At 68.7% G+C, this 22,102-nt stretch carries 19 protein-coding genes and 2 pseudogenes; 8 read left to right on the top strand and 13 right to left on the bottom strand.

Going from position 1 to position 22,102, the window contains the following annotated elements:
• Nucleotides 1–93 precede the first annotated feature (93 nt).
• The gene (locus tag NQ204_RS09875) at nt 94–705 is read left to right on the top strand and encodes a GNAT family N-acetyltransferase (RefSeq protein WP_116864451.1); all 612 of its coding nucleotides are present in this window, start codon (nt 94–96) and stop codon (nt 703–705) included.
• On the opposite strand, the gene NQ204_RS09870 is transcribed toward NQ204_RS09875, so the two are convergent.
• Together NQ204_RS09870 and NQ204_RS09865 are read right to left on the bottom strand one after the other, a co-directional pair.
• Nucleotides 702–1,493, bottom strand: a complete 792-nt coding sequence (locus NQ204_RS09870) for a CDP-diacylglycerol diphosphatase (RefSeq protein WP_256643759.1) — start codon at nt 1,491–1,493, stop codon at nt 702–704. The two genes, NQ204_RS09875 and NQ204_RS09870, sit on opposite strands and share 4 nt — an antisense overlap.
• Before the next feature lie 70 nt (nt 1,494–1,563).
• Nucleotides 1,564–2,235, bottom strand: a complete 672-nt coding sequence (locus tag NQ204_RS09865) for a decarboxylase (RefSeq protein ID WP_256643758.1) — start codon at nt 2,233–2,235, stop codon at nt 1,564–1,566.
• Nucleotides 2,236–2,402: 167 nt separating this feature from the next.
• On the opposite strand from NQ204_RS09865, the gene NQ204_RS09860 reads away from it, so the two are divergent.
• Complete coding sequence (locus tag NQ204_RS09860; RefSeq protein WP_256643757.1) at nt 2,403–2,699, top strand: I78 family peptidase inhibitor; 297 nt, start codon at nt 2,403–2,405, stop codon at nt 2,697–2,699.
• A gap of 144 nt (nt 2,700–2,843) precedes the next feature.
• Here NQ204_RS09860 and NQ204_RS09855 read toward each other — a convergent pair whose 3' ends face one another.
• The 6 genes from NQ204_RS09855 to NQ204_RS09830 all read right to left on the bottom strand — a co-directional run bounded on the left by NQ204_RS09855 (nt 2,844) and on the right by NQ204_RS09830 (nt 8,888).
• A complete protein-coding gene (locus NQ204_RS09855; protein ID WP_256643756.1) occupies nt 2,844–3,728 on the bottom strand; it encodes a hypothetical protein in 885 nt (294 codons plus the stop codon).
• Nucleotides 3,729–3,774: 46 nt separating this feature from the next.
• Nucleotides 3,775–5,481 (bottom strand): D-lactate dehydrogenase, encoded by a 1,707-nt coding sequence (dld, locus tag NQ204_RS09850; RefSeq protein WP_256643755.1) that lies wholly within the window; start codon nt 5,479–5,481, stop codon nt 3,775–3,777.
• Nucleotides 5,478–6,617 (bottom strand): FMN-dependent L-lactate dehydrogenase LldD, encoded by a 1,140-nt coding sequence (gene lldD / locus NQ204_RS09845; RefSeq protein WP_256643754.1) that lies wholly within the window; start codon nt 6,615–6,617, stop codon nt 5,478–5,480. The genes dld and lldD overlap by 4 nt, the downstream gene beginning before the upstream one ends.
• Nucleotides 6,618–6,635: 18 nt before the next feature.
• The gene (gene lldR, locus NQ204_RS09840; protein ID WP_116864455.1) at nt 6,636–7,400 is read right to left on the bottom strand and encodes a transcriptional regulator LldR; all 765 of its coding nucleotides are present in this window, start codon (nt 7,398–7,400) and stop codon (nt 6,636–6,638) included.
• A gap of 175 nt (nt 7,401–7,575) precedes the next feature.
• Complete coding sequence (locus NQ204_RS09835; RefSeq protein ID WP_116864444.1) at nt 7,576–8,025, bottom strand: MgtC/SapB family protein; 450 nt, start codon at nt 8,023–8,025, stop codon at nt 7,576–7,578.
• A gap of 104 nt (nt 8,026–8,129) precedes the next feature.
• Nucleotides 8,130–8,888 (bottom strand): SDR family NAD(P)-dependent oxidoreductase, encoded by a 759-nt coding sequence (locus NQ204_RS09830; RefSeq protein WP_116864443.1) that lies wholly within the window; start codon nt 8,886–8,888, stop codon nt 8,130–8,132.
• Between the two features lie 190 nt (nt 8,889–9,078).
• Between NQ204_RS09830 and NQ204_RS09825 the strand changes: the two genes are divergently transcribed.
• Both NQ204_RS09825 and NQ204_RS09820 read left to right on the top strand, forming a co-directional pair.
• Nucleotides 9,079–10,170 (top strand): alkene reductase, encoded by a 1,092-nt coding sequence (locus NQ204_RS09825; protein ID WP_116864442.1) that lies wholly within the window; start codon nt 9,079–9,081, stop codon nt 10,168–10,170.
• A 44-nt stretch (nt 10,171–10,214) separates the two neighbouring features.
• Nucleotides 10,215–10,415, top strand: a pseudogene (locus NQ204_RS09820) (helix-turn-helix domain-containing protein); the annotation flags it as partial.
• Between the two features lie 101 nt (nt 10,416–10,516).
• Here the strand turns inward: NQ204_RS09820 and NQ204_RS09815 are convergent.
• From NQ204_RS09815 to NQ204_RS09805, 3 genes are all read right to left on the bottom strand, one after another.
• Nucleotides 10,517–12,427: a CocE/NonD family hydrolase gene (locus NQ204_RS09815; RefSeq protein WP_116864441.1), complete on the bottom strand. Its 1,911-nt coding sequence runs from the start codon at nt 12,425–12,427 to the stop codon at nt 10,517–10,519.
• Nucleotides 12,428–12,668: 241 nt separating this feature from the next.
• On the bottom strand, nt 12,669–13,055 hold the full coding sequence (locus NQ204_RS09810) for a DUF4440 domain-containing protein (protein ID WP_256643753.1): 387 nt from the start codon (nt 13,053–13,055) through the stop codon (nt 12,669–12,671).
• Nucleotides 13,055–14,413 (bottom strand): MFS transporter, encoded by a 1,359-nt coding sequence (locus NQ204_RS09805; RefSeq protein ID WP_256643752.1) that lies wholly within the window; start codon nt 14,411–14,413, stop codon nt 13,055–13,057. Before NQ204_RS09805 ends, NQ204_RS09810 begins: the two co-directional genes overlap by 1 nt.
• Nucleotides 14,414–14,518: 105 nt before the next feature.
• Between NQ204_RS09805 and NQ204_RS09800 the strand changes: the two are divergent.
• A pseudogene (locus NQ204_RS09800) lies at nt 14,519–15,423 on the top strand (LysR family transcriptional regulator).
• A 128-nt stretch (nt 15,424–15,551) separates the two neighbouring features.
• On the opposite strand, the gene NQ204_RS09795 reads toward NQ204_RS09800, so the two are convergent.
• Nucleotides 15,552–18,347 (bottom strand): beta-glucosidase family protein, encoded by a 2,796-nt coding sequence (locus NQ204_RS09795; protein WP_256643751.1) that lies wholly within the window; start codon nt 18,345–18,347, stop codon nt 15,552–15,554.
• Nucleotides 18,348–18,681: 334 nt separating this feature from the next.
• Here NQ204_RS09795 and NQ204_RS09790 point away from each other — a divergent pair, with 334 nt between their 5' ends.
• A complete protein-coding gene (locus NQ204_RS09790; protein WP_079222247.1) occupies nt 18,682–19,116 on the top strand; it encodes a VOC family protein in 435 nt (144 codons plus the stop codon).
• A gap of 381 nt (nt 19,117–19,497) precedes the next feature.
• Here the strand turns inward: NQ204_RS09790 and NQ204_RS09785 are convergent, their stop codons facing one another.
• Complete coding sequence (locus NQ204_RS09785) at nt 19,498–19,752, bottom strand: hypothetical protein (protein ID WP_256643750.1); 255 nt, start codon at nt 19,750–19,752, stop codon at nt 19,498–19,500.
• 309 nt (nt 19,753–20,061) lie between these two features.
• On the opposite strand from NQ204_RS09785, the gene imuA reads away from it, so the two are divergent.
• Nucleotides 20,062–20,682 carry a translesion DNA synthesis-associated protein ImuA gene (imuA, locus tag NQ204_RS09780; RefSeq protein WP_256643749.1) on the top strand — a complete coding sequence of 207 codons (621 nt, stop codon included), beginning with the start codon at nt 20,062–20,064 and terminating at the stop codon, nt 20,680–20,682.
• Nucleotides 20,683–20,691: 9 nt separating this feature from the next.
• Nucleotides 20,692–22,101, top strand: a complete 1,410-nt coding sequence (locus NQ204_RS09775) for a Y-family DNA polymerase (RefSeq protein ID WP_256643748.1) — start codon at nt 20,692–20,694, stop codon at nt 22,099–22,101.
• The last annotated feature ends 1 nt before the right edge of the window (nt 22,102 follow it).

Raw genomic sequence — 22,102 nt, 5'->3', positions numbered from 1 at the left:
ATCCCTGAACGGCCATGAACCATCGCGCAGTACGCTCCGCACTTTGCAACAAATTTCATGGGCATCGCCCCGCACAGACGGGATCGTGGCCGGATGTGCATCGAACCGAACCCCACGTCCCTTCCTGCCCTGCACCCGGTACTGCGCCGCCACCTGCTGCTGCTGGGCCATGGTTCCATCAACCTGCGCTCGCTGCAGCGCACCGACCTGTCCGGCTGGCGCACGCTGTGCGGGCAGCGCCGCACCCGCTGCAACCTGAACTGCCGCAACGAGGCCGAGGTGCAGCTGTTCATCGGCATCCAGCGCTCGCGCCTGCAGGAGGACAATGACCGCCTGCTGCTGGGCGTGTTCGACCAGCCCAGCCATACCCTGATCGACCAGCTGACCGTGCGGCTGCAGTCCGCGCGCGACCGCAGCGCCGAGCTGCAGCGCTTCTGCCAGGCCGACTGGACCGATGCGCAACGCTTCGCCGACACGCTGCAGGCGCTGTGCCCGTTCCTGTTCGAACAGGTCGGACTGCACCGTGTGTATGTGATGCTTCCACCCGACGACAGCGCCGGGCTTGCAGACGTGCTGCGCGCCGCCGGCTTCGAGAACGAAGGCCTGCTTCGCGACCATCACCTGGGCCCTGACGGCTGGGAAGACCGCAGCCTGCATGCGCTGACCGCGCCGACCTGGCGCCGCCAGCATCCCGCGCGGGGCTAGCGCACCCGCTCCAGCGCGGAACCGGCGCCGGTCAGCACGCTGCACGCGTGGTCCTGCAGCTCCTCGGCACTGGCGTCGTTGCCGGTGGCGGTGTCGAGCCGGGTCGCCAAGAGCACGAACCCGGGAGCGCCGTGCGCATCGCGGTGACCGGCCACCAGCAGGCTCCAGCTGCCGACGTCGGCCGGGCCGCTCAGGTCGAAGGCCAGCAGGTTCAGCGGGTTGGCGGTCAGCTCCGCGCCCGGCAGCACGCGCGCCTGGTACGGGTGGCCACGCAGCGGCACCGGCAGCGGCGCCCACTGCTGCCCCAGCGCTGCACGCTGCGCGTCCAGCGCCTGCACCACCTCGGCACGCAGGCAGTCCACGTGGATGTGCAGCTGGTGCTGCGAGCGACCATGCGGCGAGTTCAACGCCAGGCTGGCCACTTCGCGCGGCAGCGGCTGGCCAAGCGCCTGCTGGGTATGCGAGCGCGCCTGCCATGCGGCGGCGAAGTAGTTCGGCACGCCCTTGCGGTACAGGCCGGGGCTTTCAATGCCACTGACCTTGTCCAGCGGCATCAGCAGGAACTGGTAATCCCCATGCGAATCCTTGACCAGTACGTCGCGGCGGTCGGCGCCGGGCTGCACCTGCAGGCAGGCACCTCGCGGGCCATCGCTCCCTCCGCAGTCGCGCTCGATCAGGCGCCACAGCGCATCGGAATGGGCCGGCGGCGGCGGCGGCGGCGGCGGCGGCGCGCTGGCACAGGCAGCCAGGGTGGTCAGGGACAACAGCAGCATGGGACGCAGGGACACGGTGGAAACTCACGTAAACAGGGCACGACAGGCAGCGCCGCGCGCCTATTGTAGAGGGCCGCCTACCCGCTCAGTACGTCCCGAACGGCACTTCCACGACCTTCGCCGGGCCATGGCCCGGGGCCTGCAGGGTGTAGCGGTCAAGCGCACCGTCGTCATCGGCAAAGGGCTGGCGCTGGAACTGCACCCGGTACTGCACCTCCCCCAGGCGCACCGTGGTCGCCTCCGAGTCCAGCGCGGCCGCTTCCGGCAGCAGCAGGCCGCCCAGGTCACTGTAGGCACCGGCAACATCGGCGAAGGTGTAATCGGCCAGCTCATCCACCCGCTGCATCGCATAGACATGCGGCACATAGGGCCGGGACGGGCTGCGCACGTTGCCGAGGTCATCCACCCCGGCCTGTGCGAGATGGTACTGCTCGCGCAGCGCGGCCACGCCCAGCGACGGACTGGCCACCTGCAGGCAGCACACCGCGCGGCGGCCTTCGCGATCAAGGATGACGAAGCGGTCGCCGCGGGTCGCTTCCTGCGGCAGCATGCCGAACGCCAGGTTGCGCTGCGCCGGCTCATGGCCGGCCTCGGTCTGCAGGTTTCGCCAGCCACCGAACACGGGGGCAGCATCGGCTGTTGCGGCCGCCACTGCCGGGTCGATGGTCGCGGCGTTGGCCGTCGCCGTTGCCAGCAGCAACGGCAGCACTGCCATCGAGGTCAGCCAGCCCTGTCCGTGCGCACTGCCTGCCTTCATACCCTGTTCCGTACCTGCGCCGGAATGGCCCGACCTGCCCGTCGGCGCGATGCCGCACGTTCGCGCACTATGCATCGACGGTCGGCCATCGGCAATGATGCGATCGCTGTCGGGGCCGCGTCAGACAGTGCTATGGTGCGGCCATTCCCCTGCAATGGAGCGCCCGCATGACTGCCCACCGCCTGTACCTGCTGCTTCCTGCCACTGCACTGCTGCTGTCGGCCTGCGTCAGCACGCCCGGCCCGCAGGTCAAGGGCAGCGGCCGCTGCGATGCCAGCACGCTGGGCTGGGCCGTGGGCCAGCCGGCCAACGAAGCCAACATGCGGCGCCTGTCCAGCGAAAGCGGTGCCGGCCTGGTCAACCCGATCGGACCGACCACCATCACCACCAAGGACATCCGCCCGGACCGCCTGCGCGTGTACGTGGACAAGAACAACGTCATCACCGCCGCACGCTGCGAGTGACCCTTCTGTAGAGCCGAGCCCATGCTCGGCTGCTCTGGCCTTCTGTAGAGCCGAGCCATGCTTGGCTGCTCTGGCCTTCTGTAGAGCCGAGCCATGCTTGGCTGCCCCCGCAAACGCAGTCGAGCAAGCTCGACGCTACCGCGCTCAGGGCTCGGTATAGCCCGCGCAGTCCGGCAGCGCCTGGTCCGGCTGATAAGCACCACCACTGAAGCGGAACGTGCGCACATAGGTGCACGCAGGGTCCTGCTCGGTGCGCAAGTCCTTCTTCCTCAGCGGGCCCTTGGCCAGCGAATCCTCGTTGCGTGACACACCGGCCGGGAAGCGCGTGGCCACCGTCCGGTAGCGCAGCACCGGCATCGCCGTGGCGGTGGAATCCAGCGAGAGCCTGGCCGAGAACCCGTAGCTGTCATGGCAGGCGCCAGCGCGCTGCTTCATATCCTGCTCGCTGAAGCAGGCACGGATCTCCGCATGTCCCGCCCAGGCCACACCGAGCACGTCATTGTCGACCTGGATGCCGTCGTCCAGGTGCCGCACCCGTGCCAGCTGCAGGCGCGACGCATCGGCACCGCCGCCGGAATACATGTTGCCGACCTTGCTGATGCCGCCGACCAGCACGTTCTGCCGCACACGCTGCTGCGGATCGGCCACGGCCTGGTCGGCACCCACGCCCGGTGCCAGGCGCACGATCCATGGCCACAGTGACAGCTCACCTTCAGACGGCACATCCATCGTCACGTGCCACGACTGCGGCTGGCCCGTGCCCTGTGCACGTTCGGTCACCACCAGCGTGGTGGATGCCTCACCTTCGGTGTCGCTGGGCTGCAGGGCCACGCACCAGGCACGGTCGGCCGTGCAGCTCTGCAGGCGGTCCCGGCCATCGTCGCCGGGCAACACCACCTGGCCCAGCGGTTCCATCACATTGCCTGCAGCGTCGCGCTGCTGCGGCAGGATCGATCCCTGCGCAGATGCCAGTGCCGGCGCGGACAGCAGCAGCGCAAGCCACGCGGCTCGCGAAATCATCGTGTGCATCGTCACTCCTGCGCCTCGGCGCGTCTCTCCGGAATGCCGATGATAGTCAATGCCCGCTGCAATCGCAGCCGCCCCACCCCGCCACCTTGGACGTGTGGCCGATACCGGGATTGAACGTGTTGCTCGGGTCCAGCTGCCGATAGAAACCAGCCAGCGCCGGCTTGGCCGGGTACAGGTGGCCGACGTTGTGTTCGGCCGGATACTCCGCGCCACGCTGGTCCAGCAGCGCCCACATCGCATGTTCGATGGCCACCGGGTCTTCGCCTTTGCGCGCGATGTAATCCTGGTGGAACACATGGCAGAGGAAGTGCCCGTAGTACAGCTTGTGCAGCAGGCGCCCATCGATGTCGGCGGGCAGCGTCTCGAACCAGTCCGCATCGTCGCGGCGCAGGGCGATGTCCAGCGCCACGATGTCCTGCACCTGCGCGCGATGGACTTCCCGGTAGCGCACGGCCGCGCCAGCCACGGCGAAACGATGCAGGAACGCCTTGCGCCCTTCCTCGGCGCTGCAGCGGAAGAAACCACCCTCATTGTTGGCGAAGCACTCGCGCAGCCAGCGCTCGGTCTCCGCGGCATCCTGCGCCGACACCTTCAGCAGCAGGTGATGTTCGTAGCGCTGGCGGAACTCGCCCATGCGTGGCGGCAGGTGCGACGGGAGCAGGCCGACCAGCGCCTGCATCACCCGGTCGGTCACCCCGCGCAGGCCCAGCCGCTCGAACCAGCCATCCACGCGGCTCTTCAGCGCGAACGCCGCCGGCACGCGCGCCGTGCCGAGGCGATCGATCAGCAGGAAGGTGTCCTTGCCGTAGCGCTCGCCGATGTCGTACGCATCGCGGTGGATGTACTCACCGGCAATCGGCAGGCGCTCGAAGCCAGTCAGCAACTGGCGGCGGATGGCGGTGAGCGTGGCGGTGCGGTTGCTGCCGATGTAGAACACCTCGGCGGCTTCCTTCTCGAACGTATCCAGGCGCACGGCGAACACCGCCAGTTTTCCCGCCGAACCGGAGGCCTCGTAATGGCGACCGGGATCGGCGTTGAAACGCGCGGGCGTATCCGCATCGACACGTCGCACATCCTCGGCATAACGCGCATCGGAGGCAGCGCGGCCATCGCCGTCGCCAATGTCGGAGGGGCTATAGTCGCCCGCCTGCAGGCGCTGCAGGATCTGCTCAGGCGCATCGCCGAGGGCAATGCCGAGGTGGTTGACCAGCTGCAGCTGGCCTTGTGCATCGACCTGCGCGAACAGTGCCAGCTCGGTATAGGCCGGGCCACGGCGCACCAGTGCGCCGCCGGAATTGTTGCAGATGCCGCCCAGCACCGAGGCACCGATGCACGACGAGCCGATCACCGAATGCGGCTCGCGCCCCAGCGGTGCCAGCATCTGCTCCAGACGATCCAGCGTCGCCCCGGGCAGGCACAGTACCTGGCGGCCCTCGTTCAACAGCTGGATGCCGGTCAGGCGCGGCGTGCTGACCAGTACGATCGGCCGATCGTAGTCGCCGCCATCGGGAGTGGAACCGCCGGTCAGGCCGGTATTGGCCGCCTGCAGGATGATCGCCGCCCCACCCTGCACCGCCGCCTGCAGCACCCGCCAGAGTTCCAGCAGCGTGCCCGGGCGCACCACGGCAAGCACCGGGCCTTCGCCGAACCGATAGCCGCGGCGGAAACGACGGGTCGCCTTGTCACCGGTCAGCACATGGCGGCTGCCGACGGCGGCACGCAGCTGCGCCAGCACGCTCGCGTGGTCGCTCATGGCAGGCTGGCCAGCGAGTCGCGGCCGATGTCGGCGATGCGGCGCGCGCCGGTCAGCGTCATCGCAACGCGCATTTCCTTGGCGATCAGGTCCAGCAGGTTGTCCACGCCGGCCTCACCCTGTGCGGCCAGTGCATAGACGAAGGCGCGGCCCAGCAGCACCGTGTCGGCACCCAGCGCCAGCATGCGCACCACGTCCAGGCCGTTGCGGATGCCCGAATCGGCAAGGATCTTCAGGTCGCCCTGCACGGCATCGGCGATGGCCGGCAGTGCGCGTGCGGTGGACAGCACGCCATCCAGCTGGCGGCCACCGTGGTTGGAGACCACGATGCCATCGGCGCCGAACTTAACCGCGTCGCGCGCGTCGTCCGGGTCGAGGATGCCCTTGATCACCATCGGCCCCTTCCAGAACTCGCGGATCCACTCCAGGTCCTTCCAGGAAATGGACGGGTCGAAGTTGCTGCCCAGCCAGCCGATGTAGTCCGCCAGTCCGGTCGGGTTGCCGCGGTAGGCGGAAATGTTGCCGAGGTCGTGCGGGCGCCCGAGCAGGCCCACGTCCCACGCCCAGCGCGGGTGGGTGATGGCCTGGCCGATGCGGCGCAGCGAGGCCTTGGGACCGCTCATGCCCGAATGCGCGTCACGATAGCGCGCGCCGGGCACCGGCATGTCCACGGTGAACACCAGGGTGGTCACACCAGCCGCCTGCGCACGCTCCAGCGCGTTGCGCATGAAGCCGCGGTCGCGCAACACGTACAGCTGGAACCACATCGGCCGCTGGATGGCCGGCGCGACTTCCTCGATCGGGCACACCGAGACGGTCGACAGGGTGAACGGAATGCCACGGCTGTCAGCCGCACGCGCGGCCTGTACCTCACCGCGCCGGGCGTACATGCCGGTCAGGCCGACCGGCGCCAGCGCCACCGGCATCGCCAGCGTTTCGCCGAACAGCTCGGTTTCCAGGCTGAGGTCGGACATGTTGCGCAGGATGCGCTGGCGCAGCGCGATGTCGGACAGGTCGGAAACGTTGCGCTTCAGCGTGTGCTCGGCATACGCGCCGCCATCGATGTAGTGGAACAGGAACGGCGGCAGTCGCCGCTCGGCTGCGGCACGGTAGTCGGTGGAAGCGGAAATGATCATGGGGTCAGCCGGAAGTCATCAGCCATGCGGGGAAGGGAGACGCGAGGCCCGCGCACGCCGGGCTTCGTTGTCATCGAGCGTGCGCAGCGTGGTGTGCACGAACTCAAGGTGGGCATGGGCCGCGGCGCGCGCGCGTTCGGGCTCGCCCGCCAGCACCGCATCCATCATCTCGCGATGCTGGTCGGACAGCGGCGAGAAGGTTGCTGCCGAGGTGTAGAGCTTCTCGCGGCTCTGCGAGATGTTGGTCTGCAGCAGCTCGAACAGGCCGCGCATCACCTGCAGCAGCACCAGGTTGTGCGAGGCCTCGGCGATGGACAGGTGGAAGGCCGCATCGGCTGCGGCCTCGCCGGCCGGGTCATTCTTGCCGTGCGCGTCCAGCATGGTCTGGAAGGCCCGACTGATGCGCGCGCGATCCTCCTCGGTGGCACGCAGCGCGGCATGCCACGCCGTGGCACCTTCCAGCGCGTGGCGGATCTCCAGCACATCGAAACGGTATTCCGGATCGCCCTGGAACACCGGCAGGTAGGGCACCAGGGGTTCCTGCAGCGCCTGCCGGGCGAGTGCCGCCGGGTCGGCCACGTAGGTGCCGCCGCCGACGCGCGCGGTCAGCAGCCCCTGGCTGGCCAGCTGCGCGATAGCCTCGCGCAGCGCGGTGCGCGAGACGCCCAGCTCCAGCGCCAGAGTGCGCTCGGCCGGCAGCCGGTCGCCGGGCTGCAGCTGCTGTTCCTGCACCAGCAGGCGCAGCTGCGCGGCCACCTTGTCGGAGACACGCGTCGAGGTCATGAAGTCCACCTGGCGGCAGACCCATATTGGTATGACCATTTATTGAAGGATAGGCACAAACGATTCAAGGCAGGCGATCAAAGCAGGCGAGAATCCTATTTAATCACAGCTTTCGCCTTTACATTGGTCCGACCATTTGGCTGCCATTGGGGTCAGAGCCCCTGCGGGGATCCGATCAGAGCTTCCTCTCCACCCGCCGGATCACCGCCAGCACCAGCACGCACAGCACGCTCACCCCGATGGCGATCACGTACTTGCCGATGCCCACCGCGATGCCGATGGCCGCAGCCATCACCAGCGAACTTGCCGTGGTCAATCCGCTGACCTGGTCCTCGCGGTTGCCGCGAAGGATGGTGCCCGCCGCCACGAAACCAACGCAGGCCACCACCGCCTCGATCAGGCGCACCGGATCGACCTGCAGCAGGTCGCGGTAGCGCTCCTGCTGGAAATGTTCGGCCACCGAATCACCGAGGCCGACGATCAGCGCCGCCGCCCCGGCAATCAACATGTGCGTGCGCAGGCCCGCAGCGTGCTTGCCCATCTCGCGTTCGACGCCCAGCACGCCGCCGAACAGCATCGCCGCGGCCACGCGCAGCAGGATCGATACATCCTGGGTCAGTTCCATCGGCAGGCTCCGGGAGTTTCCCCGGAGCGTCGCGCGAGGGCCGTAGCACCACGGTGAAGGTGCCACCACGGCCGGTTCAGCCGGCAGCGCCGGGCTTCAGTGCATCACTGCGCCAGGTAGCCACCGTCGATCGCGTAGTAGGTGCCGGTCGCGAACGAGGCATCATCACTGGCCAGCCAAGCCACCAGCGCCGCCACTTCTTCCGGCGTGCCCAGGCGCTTGAGTGCATGGCGCCCTTCCAGCGTTGCGCGCACCTTGGCATCCATCTTCTCCAGCAGCGGCGTGGCGATGAAGCCCGGGCCGACCGCGTTGATGCGGATGCCGTCGCCGGCGTGTTCCCACGCGGCGGTCTGGGTCAGGCCCACCACGCCGTGCTTGGCCGCCACGTAGGCGGTCGAACCGGCATAGCCCACCTGGCCCAGGATCGAGGCCATGTTGATGATGCTGCCGCCCTTGCCCGCCGCGCGCATCGCCTGGATCTGCGCACGCTGGCACAGGAACACGCTGGTCAGGTTCACATCGACCACGCGCTTCCAGCCATCGACCGGATAGTCGCCACTGCTCGCGGCCGGGCCGCCGATGCCGGCGTTGTTCACCGCCACGTCGATGCCCCCCAACTCCTTCACCGTGCGCTGTACCGCTGCCTCTACCGCCGTTTCATCAGTTACGTCCAATGCGACGCCCATGGCCTGCACGCCCTTCGCCTTCAGGCGCTGCACGGTGGCATCCACGGCGTCCTGTTTCAGGTCCCACACCGAGAGGCTGGCACCGGATGCAGCAAGCAGTTCCGCCACGGCCAGGCCGATGCCGGACACACCTCCGGTCACGATCGCGGTCTTGCCCTTGAGCTGATAGTCGATCATCTGTGTTCTCCACGTGTTGGTCATCGATGCGGAGCGTGTCCGCCTGTTGATGACGTTACGCCCGCGCGTGTTACGGACGTGCCATCTGCAGCGACATTCGACGCCCATTGCCTGCAACGAACCTTCTCATCGCTGCAACGCATTCGCGCTTATGCTCCAAGCCACACCTCTCCCCCCAGTGGAACCTTCAATGAGCCCTGCCGCCGATCTGCTGTTCACGCCCACCCACCTTGGCGATATCGCCGTGGCCAACCGCATCGCCATGGCACCGCTGACGCGCAACCGTGCGCTGCCCGACCGCGTGCCCTCACCGCTGGCAATCACTTACTACCAGCAGCGTGCCAGCGCCGGCTTGATCATTGCCGAGGCAACGCAGATCAGCCCGCTCGGCCAGGGCTACCTCGACACCCCGGGCATCTACAGCGACGCGCAGGTGGCTGGATGGAAGCCGGTAACCGACGCGGTGCACGCCGCCGGTGGCCGCATCGTGCTGCAGCTCTGGCACGTTGGCCGCATCTCCCACACCAGCCTGCTGCCGGAAGGCGAAGTGCCGGTGGCACCGAGCGCGATCCGTGCCAATGGCAAGACCTTCACCGCCAATGGCTTCGAGGATGTGTCGGCGCCACGTGCACTGGACATCGAGGAAATCCCGGCGCTGATCGAGGACTACCGCACCGCCGCGCGCAACGCGATTGCCGCGGGCTTCGATGGCGTGGAAGTGCACGCCGCCAATGGCTACCTGATCGACCAGTTCCTGCGCGATGGCAGCAACCACCGCAGCGATGCCTATGGTGGCAGCATCGAGAACCGCACGCGCCTGCTGTTTGAAGTGGTCAGCGCGGTGGCCGAAGCCATTGGCCCGGCCCGCACCGGCGTGCGCCTGTCGCCGGTCACGCCGGTCAACGATGCGCACGACAGCAATCCGCAGCCGCTGTTCGACCGCGCGGTGGAGCGCCTGGACACCATCGAGGGCCTGGCCTTCATCCATGTCATTGAAGGGGCCACTGGCGGCGACCGTGACAACCTCGCCTTCGACTACGCCGGCCTGCGTGCGCGTTTCCGTGGCCCGTGGATTGCCAACAACGGCTACGACGCCGTGCGTGCCGAGCAGGCCGTTGCCAGCGGCTACGCCGACATGGTGGCCTTCGGCCGACCGTTCATCGCCAACCCCGATCTGGTGGCACGCCTGCGCAGCGGCGCCGCTCTGGCCGACCTCGACCCCAACACCCTGTATGGCGGCGGCGAACACGGCTACACCGACTACCCTGCACTGGGCGCATAATCCATTGTCACCGGCCCGTCGCTGCGGCGGCGGGCCCGCGCTAGTATGGCTGTTCGGTGTTCGATTACCTGCAGGAACAGCGCATGCACCACGCCGAGCAGGGCCTGCGCGAACGTGGCTGGAGCGTCGAGCAGGCGGCGGCCGCGACCGGCTACCGCCACCCGAGCAACTTCGCAGCGGCCTTCCGCAAACGCTTCGGCCTGGTACCCATCCGCTGGCGTACCGGGCCCTCGAAGGTGGGGTGACCTGCGCTCTGGCGGATTGGCCTCCGCTCTGGTGGGTGTCGACCGTTGGTCGACACGCTGTTGCATGCACCGCCGGGCAGAGCCCGGCGCGCTCACCAACCTCAATACACCGGCAGATCGATGTAACTGGCCTGTGCGGCGCTGTGCCAGACCCGCTGCGTGGCCTTCTGGTAATCCCCCGGCTTTGCCAGGTAGATGTTCGGCACATAGGTCTGCGGGTTGCGGTCGTACAGCGGGAACAGGCTGGACTGCACCTGCACCATCACCCGGTGCCCCTTCTGGAACACGTGGTTGGCATTGGGCAGGTCGAAGCGGTACGGCTGCACCTGGTTGGCCACCAGCGCCTTGGGCTCACTGAAGCTCTCGCGATAGCGGCCGCGGAAGATCGCCAGCGAGACCGGCAGCTCATAACCACCCATTTCCGGCGACGAGGCATCCTGGTCCGGGTATACGTCGATCAGCTTCACCACCCAGTCACTGTCGGTGCCACTGGTCGACGCCTGCAGGTGCACCGCCGGCGCGCCACCGATGCGCAGCGGTTCGCTCAGCGGCTCGGTGATGAAGGTCAGCACGTCCGGTCGACCATCGACGAAGCGCTGGTCCTTCACCAGCCAGGTGGTCCACATGTCACGATCGCCGAAGCGCACCGGACGCGGCACGAACGGCACCGGCTTGGCCGGGTCGGACACGTATTCCTCGAAGTCACCCTCGCCCGCCGCCGGCGCCTGGAAGGCCAGCTTGCCACCGGCACGCAGGTACAGCGGCTTGCTGGCTGCGGCGCACTCCTTCTGGCAGCTGCGCGGCCAGCCCTGCAGGCGGTCCCAATGGTTTTCACCGGTGTTGTAGATCAATACCGGCGGCGTATCGGCCTTCGGTGCGCCGTCCACCAGGTACTGGTCGAAGAACGGCTTGAGCACGTCGCGGCGGAACTGCAGCGCAGTATCACCGTCGAACTTCAGCGCGCCCAGCGAGTCACCGGTGTAGTTCACCTGGCTGTGCCGCCACGGGCCCATCACCAGATAGTTGAGGGTGTTGCCGGAGTCGCGGCCCTCCATCGCCTGGTAGGCATGGTTGGCGCCCCACATGTCTTCCTGGTCCCACAGGCCCTGCAGCCACATGGTCGGCACTTTCAGCGGCGTCTTCGCCATCACCGCGTCCAGCGCCTGGCCCTGCCAGAAGGCATCGTAGGACGGGTGCTGTACCAGCTTCTTCCACCAGGTCAGCTGGTCCACGCCGGTGAAGTGCGCATAGTCGCCAGCCGAACCGATACGCAGGAAAGTGCTGTAATCGTCGTAGCCGAGGCTGGGCAGCGGCGTGCCCTTGCCGCGCTTCTCGGTCTGCATCGCGAAGTAATTGAAATTGACCTGGCGGAACGCGCCGTAGTTGAGCCAGTCGTCGCCCATCCAGCCGTCGACCATCGGACTTTCCGGTGCGGCAACCTTCAGCGCCGGGTGCGGGTCGGTCAAGGCCATCACCACCGTGAAGCCCTCATACGACGAGCCCAGCATGCCGACCTTGCCGTTGGTCTCCGGCACGTGCTTGACCAGCCAGTCGATGGTATCCCACGCATCGGTGGAATGGTCGACCTTGGTGTTGTTCAGCGGACCGCGCAACGGCCGGGTCATCACGTAATCGCCTTCGGAACCGTACTTGCCGCGGATGTCCTGGAAGACGCGGATGTAGCCGCCATCGACGAACACCTCATCGCCCTGCGGCAGCATGTCGCGCATGCGCGGCGAATCGGTGCGGCTGGCGCGGCCGGCCGCGTCGTACGGCGTGCGGGTCAGCAGGATCGGCGCGTTGTGCGCGCCCTTGGGCACCACGATGACGGTGTACAGCTTGGTGCCATCGCGCATCGGCACCATCACCACGCGCTTGTCATAGTCACGGCCAACATCGGGGACCACGAAGGGCTTGCCGCTGATGTCCGGGGTCATCGGCGGGGTATCGGCGGCCAGCACGGTGCTGGACAGGCCAAGGGCGATCGCTACAGCAACGGCACGCACACGCATGGAAACCCCTCCCGACAGGAAAGTCCCAAGCCTACTCCTGCCCTGCCCGGTGAAGTGTGTGCAGGCTTTGCGTTCTGCGCTCTTTGGGGGCAGGACTGATGGCACATGTGCCGTGTGGCATCGGAGCGCTCGCCGGGCAGGGCCCGGCGCTACCGACCCGCGGCCCCGAGGGGCGGCGTCCCATGCCCGGCGGATCCGATCCGCGCCCCGAGGTAGCGCCGGGCCATGCCCGGCGGATCCGTCAGCCCGATTGAACCTCATGCAGCGCCAACCAGCGCCAACGCCCCTGTTCCTGCCGCAGCACCGCCAGCGACTCCCGCCACGCGACGGCCCCATCGCCCACTGCATGCCCCTCGCGATAGCGCAGCACGGCCAGCGGTGACGGCGCTTCAATCACCTGCACGGCGTCGACGGCGATGCGCAGGCCCGGGCGCGCACCATGCCCGCCCACGAACAAGGCCTGCACCGCCTGCCGATCCAGCCGCCTCCCGGCAATGCCGACCATGCTGAAGTCCGCGCAGAAATGCGCCATCAGCTCGTCGAGTGCGGCGGCGCCCACCTCGGCGCGGAACCACGCCTGCAGCGTGTCGTGCAGTTCGTGGATTTCATGTTCGGCTGTTTGTTGCATCAGGCATGCTCCGGTTGCGCAAGTTTCAGGGGCTGCGAGCGGCGCAACAGCGCCATCGGCAGCAGGGTAAGGAAAGCGGCCAGGCCCAGCGCCCCACCGGTGGCCCGCGCCGGCAGCCACTGCATGGCCAGCGCCAGCAGCAGCGCGATGGCGGCGGTGCCAAGACAGAAGCTGAGCTGTCGGTTGAGATTCCACAGCGCGCTGGCATCACCCAGCGCCTCGGCCTCCACACCATGGAAGGCCAGCGTCTGCGCGGTACTGCTGCACAGGCTGCCGCCCGCCCCCATCAGCGCGAACAGCAGCGCCGCCAGCGCGAAGGACGGCTGCGGCAGCAGGGCCATCAGCAGCAGGCCCGACGCCTGCAGCAACATCCCGCCACGCAGCGCTGCCGCAGGCCCGAACCGCGCCAGCAGGCGATGGCTGCCGGTGATGGCCAGCGCCGAGGCCAGCGCCCACGGCAGCATCAGCGCACCGATGCGTGCGGCGCTGTAACCGGCCTGGTGCAGCTGCAACGTGCTGGCCAGCTGGCTGCCGATGAAAACGCCAGGCACGGCCAGATAGACCAGCATCGCCAGCCGCAGCCCGCGATGCGACAGCAGCGACCAGCGCAGCAGCGGCTGTGCCTGCCGGCGCGCGTGCCGCAGGTGGGCGGTCGCCAGCATCAGTGCCAGCAGCAACAGCATGGCCCCGGCAATCCGGTGGCGGGGTTCACCCAGCCAGGTCAGCGCCAACAGCATCACGCCCAGCGCGCTCATTGCCGTGGCCAGCGCATAGGCCTGCAGGCGCGGCACAGTGCGTTCACCATCGGCCGGCATCCACGCCAGCACCAGGCCCATCGCCGCCAGTGCCAGCGGCAGGCTGGCCCACAGCACGCCGCGCCAGGACAGCCACTGCACCAGCAGCCCACCCAGCGCCGGCGTCAGCGCCGGTACCAGCAAGGTCACCAGCAGGACGCGACGGGTCAGCGCACCGCGCTGCTCAGGGCTGCAGTGCCGGTAGGCCGCGGCCTGCGCGACCGGGATCAGCAGGCCACCGGCCAGGCCCTGCAGCAGCCGCCAGCCGAGCAGCCAGCCGATGCCCGGCGCCGCACCGGCCAGGGCCGCCGCCATCGCGAACAGCAGCAGCGCCACCAGCAGCAGGCGGCGTTCGCCACAGCGCGCGGCCAGCCACGGTGCCAGCGGGATCACCACGCTCAAGCCCAGCATGTAGGCGGTACCGACCCAGGCCAACAGGCCGACATCCGCATGCAGCTCGGCCGCCAGCGCCGGGTAGGCCACCGTGGCGATGAACATGTTGACCAGGTCCAGGGCGAACACCAGCAGGAAGATCGCCTCATGGCGCAGGCGGGGGGACGGCATCGGCGGCGCTCCAGCGGGGAAGCGGCCAGCATGCCTTTCGATGCTTGTTGGAAAAACACGACAGCAGCTGCAACACTGTCAAATCTGTTTTGACAATGAATCGCCATGGTCAGCCTGGATCGCTTCGACATCTTCCGCGCCGTGGTCGACGCCGGCAGTCTTACCGCGGCCGCCGACCGCCTCGGCCTCAGCCGCGCGGTGGTCAGCTTCAACCTGAAGCGGCTGGAACAGGAGCTGGGGGTGACCCTGCTGTTGCGCAGTACCCGCCACCTAGCCCTGACCGAGGCCGGCGAACAGTTCCTGCAGCATTGCGTGCAGGCACTGGATGCGGCCCAGGCCGCGATCGATGCCGCGCGCCGCGACCAGCACCAGCTGCAAGGCACGCTGCGCCTGACCACCACGCCGGAGTACGCGCAGCTGCGGCTGATCCCGGCATTGGAGGCATTCCGAGCGCGGCACCCGGCGCTGCAGCTGCATCTGTCCACGTCGCCGGCACCGGCCGACCTGATTCCCGAGCGTTTCGACGTGGCCATCCGCCTTGGCCGCCTGCCGGACTCAGGCCTGCATGCCAGCGAACTGGAGCGGCACCCGCTGTGCGCGGTGGCCGCACCGTCGCTGCTGGCGCGCCTGCCCTCTGCCGATGCGGTCGATGAGCCGGTGCAGCTGGCGCCCTGCCCCGCCTCGGCTATCCGCGCCTGGCCGATGTGCCGGTGGTGGCGCCGGACGGCAGCGACGCGTTGTTTGCCACCAATCCGGGCAATGCCGTGGTGCGCGTGGACGGCGCCAGCAGCCTGCGCGCCTTCGCACTGGCCGGCGCAGGCGTCACCGTGCTGCCGCGCTGGCTGATCGAGGACGACCTGGCCCACGACCGCCTGCGGCCGGTGCTGCGCCAGCACCGCTTCCCGCAGCAGAGTGTCTACGCCGTCTACCCGCACAGCACGCAGCCCTCGCCGAAGGTTCGCCAGTTGATCGATTTCCTGCGCGGGTGGTTCACCGGCACGCCGGACTGATGATGGCGCCCGCCGGGGATACCGTGACCGGGTAGCGCCGGGCCATGCCCGGCGAGCGCAGCGGCATCCCATAAAAAGAAACGGCCCCTTTTCGGGGCCGTTTCTTCGAACATCAATAACCCGCTGGATCAGCGCAGCACCTGCTCCGCCAGCTGCACGTCCACCGTCTGCAGCGGTTCGGCCGCGTTGCGCGACAGCTGCGCCTGGTAGGTACCGCCGACGATCTTCCACTGGCGCGCCTGCGCATCGTAGTGGGCCAGGGTCTTCGGCTCGGCTTCGATGCGGATGCGGCGCTGTTCGCCCGGCTGCAGCTGCACCTTGTCGTAGCCGATCAGGCGGATCGGCGTGCTGCTGCCGGCCGGCAGCTTCAGGTACAGCTGGGCCACGTCCGCACCGGCGCGCTTGCCGGTGTTGCGGATGTCCACGCTGGCGACCAGGCGCGAACCTTCCACGCTCACCTTCAGGTTTTCATAGGCGAACGAGGTGTAGGACAGGCCGTGGCCGAACGCGAAGGTCGGGGTCAGGCCCTTGGCGGCCATCCACTTGTAGCCGACGTTGGCGCCTTCGATATCGAAATCGAACACGTCGCCGAACTCCTTCTTCGGCTTGAAGCCCAGGCCGTCGATGTGCGGGCGCGGCAGCTGCGATTCGTCCACCACCCAGGTCACCGGCAGGCGGCCGGACGGGTTGGCCTGGCCGGTCAGCAGCGCGGCGATGCCTTCACCACCGCGGATGCCCGGGTACCAGGCCTGCAGCATCGCCGGCACCTGCGCCAGCCACGGGGTACGCACCGGGCCGTTGGTTTCCAGCACCAGCACGGTCTTCGGGTTGGCCTTGGCCACCGCCGAGATCAGCGCGTCCTGGTTGTCGGGCAGCTGCATGTCCGGCAGGTCCACCGATTCGGCCGCCCACTGGGTGGCGAATACGATGGCCACGTCGGCCTGCGCGGCTGCCTTGGCCGCCGCAGCGGCGTTGCTGCCGTCCACATACTCGATGGTCGCGTCCGGACGCGCTGCACGCAGCGATTCCAACGGCGAGGACGGGTGGAAGATCACCGGACCCGGCCAGGTGGTCGGCATCACGCCCGGCACTGCGTTGGTGCCCTTGGCGGTCACGCCCACCATCGACGAACCACCACCACCGATCACGCCCTTGTCGGCATGGCCACCGATGATGACGATGCGCTTCACGCTGTCGGCCAGCGGCAGCAGGTTGCCTTCATTGCGCAGCAGCACGCTGCCTTCTTCCACCGTGCGCTGGGCAACGGCGTAGCCGGCTTCGGCATCCACCTTCTGGTGCTGCGGCGGATTGTCGAAGTTGCCATGCAGGAACATCGTGCGCAGGATGCGCGTCACCATGTCGTTCAGGCGCGCCTGCGGCACCACGCCGCCGTGCACGGCCAGGCGCAGCGGTTCATCGAAGAACACCGCCGCGTCGAACACTTCACCGGCCGACTGCTGGTCCAGGCCGGCCAGCGCCGCCTTCGAACCGCTGTGCACGCCACCCCAGTCGGACATCACGAAACCGGGGAACTTCCATTCCTGCTTCAGCACCTGGTTCATCAGATAGCCGTTCTCGCAGCCGTAGGTGCCGTTGATCTTGTTGTACGAGCACATCGCCACGCCCGGGCGACCGGCTTCCAGCGCGATCTCGAAGGCCAGCAGGTCCGATTCGTGCATGGCCTGTTCGCCGATGCGCACGTCGTGGAAGTTGCGGCGGGTCTCCATGTCGTTCAGCGCGAAGTGCTTCATCGAGGAGATCACGTGCTGGCTCTGCACGCCCTGGATCAGCGCGCCGACCATCGAACCAGCCAGCAGCGGGTCTTCACCGGCGTATTCGAAGTTGCGACCGTTGCGCGGGTCACGCTGCAGGTTGACGCTGCCCGACAGCAGGATGTTGAAGCGCTGCTGCCACGCTTCGCGGCCCATGGTCGCGCCACCGGCGAAGGCCACTTCGCGGTTCCAGCTGGAGGCGGTGGACGGGCCGGACGGCATCGCGGTGGCAAAGTCGCCCGGACGGATGCCGCCCGGGTTGGTCACGCCCACGCCGGCATCGGCCGACTGCTGCGCCGGAATGCCCAGGCGCGGCACCGCCGGCACGAAACCGGCCGAACCCACGGCGCCTTCCGGCAGCGGGCCACCGTCCTTGCCCAGCCCGAAGTAGCTGTGCAGCATCTGGAACTTCTCGTCCTCGGTCATCGCCTTCAGCAGCAGCGCAGCGCGCGCATCGGCGTTGAGGGTGGCGTCCATCCACGGCTGCTCGCCGCCCTTGTCGGCCACGTAGGCCAGGGTCAGCAGGGTCGCGCGCAGGGCGCTGCCATCGATCTTGAACGGCGCGCTGCTGGCAGCCTGGAAGCCATCGCTGAAGTAGCTGGCGTCGGCTTCCAGGGCCACGCGTGCCGGATCGAAGCCGGCGGCCTTGGCCGATTCACCGGCCACCGCACCCAGCAGCACGGCCGGTGCGCCCAGGCGCGAACGGGTGACCAGGGCCGGCAGGCGCGCGGCGCCCGCACCGGCATCGGTGTACAGCGCCACGGTGTGGCGGCCATCGTCCAGGCGCAGGTAGTTCAGGCCCGGCTGGTCGGGGCCGGATTCGGCGGCGATCGGCAGGCGGGTCAGCACGGCCTGGCCCTGCTGGGTCTGGCCGTCATCCTTGCCGGCGGCGATGAAGCGGTATTCGTAGCCCAGGCCATCGGCCAGCAGCTGCAACGGATCGACCTCGCCGATGCCGCGCTGCACCTGGCGCACGCTGACGGCGTCCACCTGCAGGGATTTCAGCTGGGCAGCCAGGGCGGGAATGGCATCGGCGGTCGGCGTCTGGTCCAGGGTCAGCACGGTGAAGGCGGCCGTGTCGGCCCAGGCCGGGGCGGCCAGCGCGGCAGACAGCGCAAGGGACAGGGCAAGCGGCTTTGTAAACGTTTTCATCGGCGGGCGTAATTCCGTTGCCAAGGCAATCGGTCCAGGGAAAGTGCCGCCGAAGGGTGCAGCGTTCATGCCGCGCGGGCGTTGCCAGGCAACACACCGCGGGCCAGGGGACGGACCGGTCTGCGCGCGGGACCCTCCTCCCGGCGTGACAACCTGCCTGCCCGGGCCGTCGAGCGGCCCATCCCATTAAGATTGGGCGAGGCCGTTGATGACTGTCAACAGGACCTAAGTCACAGGCCCCCATCTGGCCCTGGTTATCAGGCCATTACCGGCGATCATCAGCGAGCCGCAGGGGCGTGCCGATAATGGGAGTTCCCGGCGATGGACCGAGCCCATGAACGTACACCGCACTTTCGACCACCTCTGGCGCGACCGCTGTGATACTTCCAGCCAGCGCAGCCCGCGCGTACTGATCCGCGTGTTCGTCACTCCCGGCGAGCTGGAGCGCAGCGTGGCGTTCTACGAGCAGCTGCAGGGCGTGGTGGCCGATGCCGGCTTTCCGTTCCCCGATGCCGGCCTGCGCCTGGCCATGGTCGGTGCGTTCCTGCTGATCGAAGGCAGCGATGACGCACTAGCGCCGTTCACCTCCACCACCGGCACGTTGCTGGTCGATGATGTGCGGCCCTATCACGACAGGCTGGTGGCGGCCGGCGCTGAGATCATCTTCCCGCTGCAGGTCGTGCCCACCGGCGCGGCGTTCAATGCGGTGCATCCCGATGGCACCGTGGTCGAGTACGTGCACCATCGCCCGGATCCGCACGGGCGGTGATGGGGCGGCCGGGCTGCCGCCCGGCACCCGCTGACGTCAACGTCAACGTCAAAAGCCTGCATTCCGTGGGATGGCGGGGTGGACCCGGTTGAGGGGGACGCCGTAAACCCATCCCTGGGGGCTTGGTCGCGGCATCCATGCCGCTCACACCCCCTCAACCGGACCCACCCCGCCTTCGACAGTTTCCTGCGAGCTGTTGGAACTTGCTGCTGATAGAGGCTGCTGCTGATGGTGGTGGGTGCCGACCGTTGGTCGGCACGGGGGGCGGATCTGCATGGATTCAATTCCGGTGGAGGTCCATCCACGCACGGCGTGGATCTACAATTGCGGCATGCCCCACCCCGCCCTGCCCCACGCTGGTGGCAGCGGCACGCACGCGCATTACGCCCACCAGCTGCTGCTCAGCGATGGCGCGCGCTGGCAGGTGGAGATCGACGGCGTATCGCCGTGGTCGTGGTTGAACGCCGGGTCGTAAGGCCAGAGGCGTTCGGCCACGAATGAAACGGCGATGGCGAGGGCGAGCAGGGCCAGCAGCCACAGCGGGTTGCCGTGGTGGTGGCCGACCCAGGCGATGGCGGCGACGACGAAGGCGGACAGGAACAACGGGGCGTACAGGCGGAGGATCCAGCGTTTCATCGGCAGGCCGTGAGTGAGGGGCCTGCAGAGTGCCCCCCGCGTCCCCGGCCGGGATTGAACAAACGGCGCAACGCGCAGGCCGACGGGGTCGGGGATTCTCCGGTAGATCCACGCCATGCGTGGCTGCCTTTCGCCTTCATCAACCTGAAATCCCATCCCGGAATTTCATTAGTAATTCTACTCACAAGGCGAGTAGCATGTCGGTCTCAGCCCCTGATCCTGGCCCGTCGATACTCGCTCCATGCCCGTCGTTCCCGCCCATTCCTGCCGCTTCCCGCCTGACCGGCGCCTCCCCTGGAGGACCGGCTGATGGGTGCCGTCGTCGCGCTCGACCGTCTGCTGGACGGCCGCCAGCTGTGGCGTGGCCAGGCGCGCACGGGGCCGGCCAGCGACCACCTGGCCAGCGGCCACCCGGCGCTGGATGCCCGCCTGCCCGGCGGCGGCTGGCCGGCCAGCGGCCTGTGCGAGGTGCTGCAGGATGCCCCCGGGGTGGGTGAGCTGGCCCTGGTCTGGCCGGCGCTGGCCAGGCTGAGCCAGCGCGACCGGCCGATCGTGCTGGTCGCGCCGCCCTATCGCCCGCACGCCCCGGCCTGGGCTGCGGCCGGCCTCGACCTGGCCCAGCTGCAGATCATCCAGGCCGCGCCGAAGCAGGCCCTGTGGGCGGCCGAACAATGCCTGCGCTCGGCGGCCTGTGCCGCGGTGCTGTGCTGGCCGCAGCCGCAGCAGGCCGATGACCGTTCGCTGCGCCGCCTGCAGGTCGCTGCCGACAGCGGCCAGTGCCTGGGCTTCGTGTTCCGCGATGTGCGCGCCGCGCGCAATCCCTCCCCGGCCAGCCTGCGCCTGCAGCTCGACCACGGCCAGGTGCGGGTGCTGAAGTGCCGCGGCGGCCTGCCACCGGCGCAGCCGCTGCCGCTGGCCCTCGCCCACTGAGGCCGCACCATGCATTGGGCCTGCCTGTTGTTGCCGCAGCTGGCGCTGGACAGCGTGCTGCGCCTGCAGCCGGACCCGCAGCGGCCGCTGGTGCTGCTGCAGGGGCCGGCGCAGCGCCGCGTGCTGCGTGCGGTCAGTCCGGCGGCGCGCGCGGCCGGCCTGCGCCCGGGCATGCTGCTGTCGGCCGCGCAGGTGCTGGTGCAGGACATGCAGCTGCACGATTACGACCCCAGCGCCGAACAGCACACCCGCCAGCTGCTGGCCAGCTGGGCCTATGCCTACAGCTCGCAGGTCAGCCTCGATTTCCCGCATGCGCTGGTGCTGGAAATCGGCGCCAGCCGTGCCCTGTTCGGTGACTGGCTGAAGATCGAGAAACGCCTGCGCGATGGACTGCACGAGCTGGGCTTCCGCCACCGCCTGGTGGCCGCGCCCACCCCGCATGCCGCACGCGTGCTGGCCAACGTGCACGACGGCCTGGGCGTCGACATGCAGCAGCTGCCGGCGCTGCTCGCGCAGCTGCCCCTGTCGCGCTGCGGCCTGCCCGCCGAAGCGGTCACCGTGCTCGGCCGCTCCGGCCTGCGCACGCTGGGCGCCGCGCTCGACCTGCCGCGCGACAGCCTGGCCCGGCGCTTCGCCCCCGATGTGCTGCAGCAGCTGGATGCACTACGTGGCCTGCCAGCGCCGCCACTGCGCTATTACCAGCCGCCGGACCGCTTCGATGCCCGCATCGAATTCGAGTACGAGATCGAATCCAGCCAGGCGTTGCTGTTCCCGCTGCGCCGCCTGCTGCTGGACCTGGCCGCCTTCCTCTGTTCGCGCGATGGCGGCGTGCAGCGCTTCGACCTGTATTTCGAACACGACCTGCTGCCGGCCAGCGTGCTGACCATCGGCCTGCTGGCCCCCGAGCGCGATGCCGCGCTGCTGTTCGAGATCGCCCGCAACCGCATGGAAGCCTTCGCCCTGCCCGCCGGCAGCCGGGCGCTGCGCCTGCAGGCCGAACACCTGCCACCGTTCGTGCCGGCCGCGCGTGATCTGTTCGACACCCGCCCGGCACAGGCGATGCCGTGGACCCAGCTGCGCGAGCGCCTGCGCGCACGCCTCGGCGATGACGCCGTGCAGCCGCTGGCGGTGCAGGCCGACCATCGCCCCGAATGTGCCAGCGGCACCCAGCCGGCGGCCAAGCCGCCTGCGTACTGGCCGCTGCGCCCCGGCTGGCTGCTGGACGCGCCACAGCCGCTGCGTGACCCACGCCTGCGCATCGTCGCCGGGCCGGAGCGGATCGAATCGGGCTGGTGGGACCAGGCCGACGCGCGCCGCGATTACTACGTGGTGGAAACCGCGCACGGCCAGCGCGGCTGGGCCTTCCGTCCGCGCAACGATCCACATGCGCCGTGGATGCTGCACGGCTGGTTCGGTTGAA

Origin of the sequence: Stenotrophomonas testudinis, from assembly GCF_024499815.1 — a bacterium.
In the GTDB taxonomy this organism is placed as follows: Bacteria; Pseudomonadota; Gammaproteobacteria; order Xanthomonadales; family Xanthomonadaceae; genus Stenotrophomonas.
The sequence above is the reverse complement of the archived record's forward strand: the minus strand, read 5'-3'. Positions and strand labels throughout refer to the sequence as shown.

Excerpts from the sequence above, each read along its gene's own strand:
- NQ204_RS09875 (WP_116864451.1), top strand. The coding sequence starts at position 94 with ATGTGCATCGAACCGAACCCCACGTCCCTTCCTGCCCTGCACCCGGTA.
- NQ204_RS09865 (WP_256643758.1), bottom strand. The coding sequence starts at position 2,235 with ATGAAGGCAGGCAGTGCGCACGGACAGGGCTGGCTGACCTCGATGGCA.
- NQ204_RS09860 (WP_256643757.1), top strand. The coding sequence starts at position 2,403 with ATGACTGCCCACCGCCTGTACCTGCTGCTTCCTGCCACTGCACTGCTG.
- NQ204_RS09855 (WP_256643756.1), bottom strand. The coding sequence starts at position 3,728 with ATGCACACGATGATTTCGCGAGCCGCGTGGCTTGCGCTGCTGCTGTCC.
- dld (WP_256643755.1), bottom strand. The coding sequence starts at position 5,481 with ATGAGCGACCACGCGAGCGTGCTGGCGCAGCTGCGTGCCGCCGTCGGC.
- lldD (WP_256643754.1), bottom strand. The coding sequence starts at position 6,617 with ATGATCATTTCCGCTTCCACCGACTACCGTGCCGCAGCCGAGCGGCGA.
- lldR (WP_116864455.1), bottom strand. The coding sequence starts at position 7,400 with ATGACCTCGACGCGTGTCTCCGACAAGGTGGCCGCGCAGCTGCGCCTG.
- NQ204_RS09835 (WP_116864444.1), bottom strand. The coding sequence starts at position 8,025 with ATGGAACTGACCCAGGATGTATCGATCCTGCTGCGCGTGGCCGCGGCG.
- NQ204_RS09830 (WP_116864443.1), bottom strand. The coding sequence starts at position 8,888 with ATGATCGACTATCAGCTCAAGGGCAAGACCGCGATCGTGACCGGAGGT.
- NQ204_RS09825 (WP_116864442.1), top strand. The coding sequence starts at position 9,079 with ATGAGCCCTGCCGCCGATCTGCTGTTCACGCCCACCCACCTTGGCGAT.
- NQ204_RS09815 (WP_116864441.1), bottom strand. The coding sequence starts at position 12,427 with ATGCGTGTGCGTGCCGTTGCTGTAGCGATCGCCCTTGGCCTGTCCAGC.
- NQ204_RS09810 (WP_256643753.1), bottom strand. The coding sequence starts at position 13,055 with ATGCAACAAACAGCCGAACATGAAATCCACGAACTGCACGACACGCTG.
- NQ204_RS09805 (WP_256643752.1), bottom strand. The coding sequence starts at position 14,413 with ATGCCGTCCCCCCGCCTGCGCCATGAGGCGATCTTCCTGCTGGTGTTC.
- NQ204_RS09795 (WP_256643751.1), bottom strand. The coding sequence starts at position 18,347 with ATGAAAACGTTTACAAAGCCGCTTGCCCTGTCCCTTGCGCTGTCTGCC.
- NQ204_RS09790 (WP_079222247.1), top strand. The coding sequence starts at position 18,682 with ATGAACGTACACCGCACTTTCGACCACCTCTGGCGCGACCGCTGTGAT.
- NQ204_RS09785 (WP_256643750.1), bottom strand. The coding sequence starts at position 19,752 with ATGAAACGCTGGATCCTCCGCCTGTACGCCCCGTTGTTCCTGTCCGCC.
- imuA (WP_256643749.1), top strand. The coding sequence starts at position 20,062 with ATGGGTGCCGTCGTCGCGCTCGACCGTCTGCTGGACGGCCGCCAGCTG.
- NQ204_RS09775 (WP_256643748.1), top strand. The coding sequence starts at position 20,692 with ATGCATTGGGCCTGCCTGTTGTTGCCGCAGCTGGCGCTGGACAGCGTG.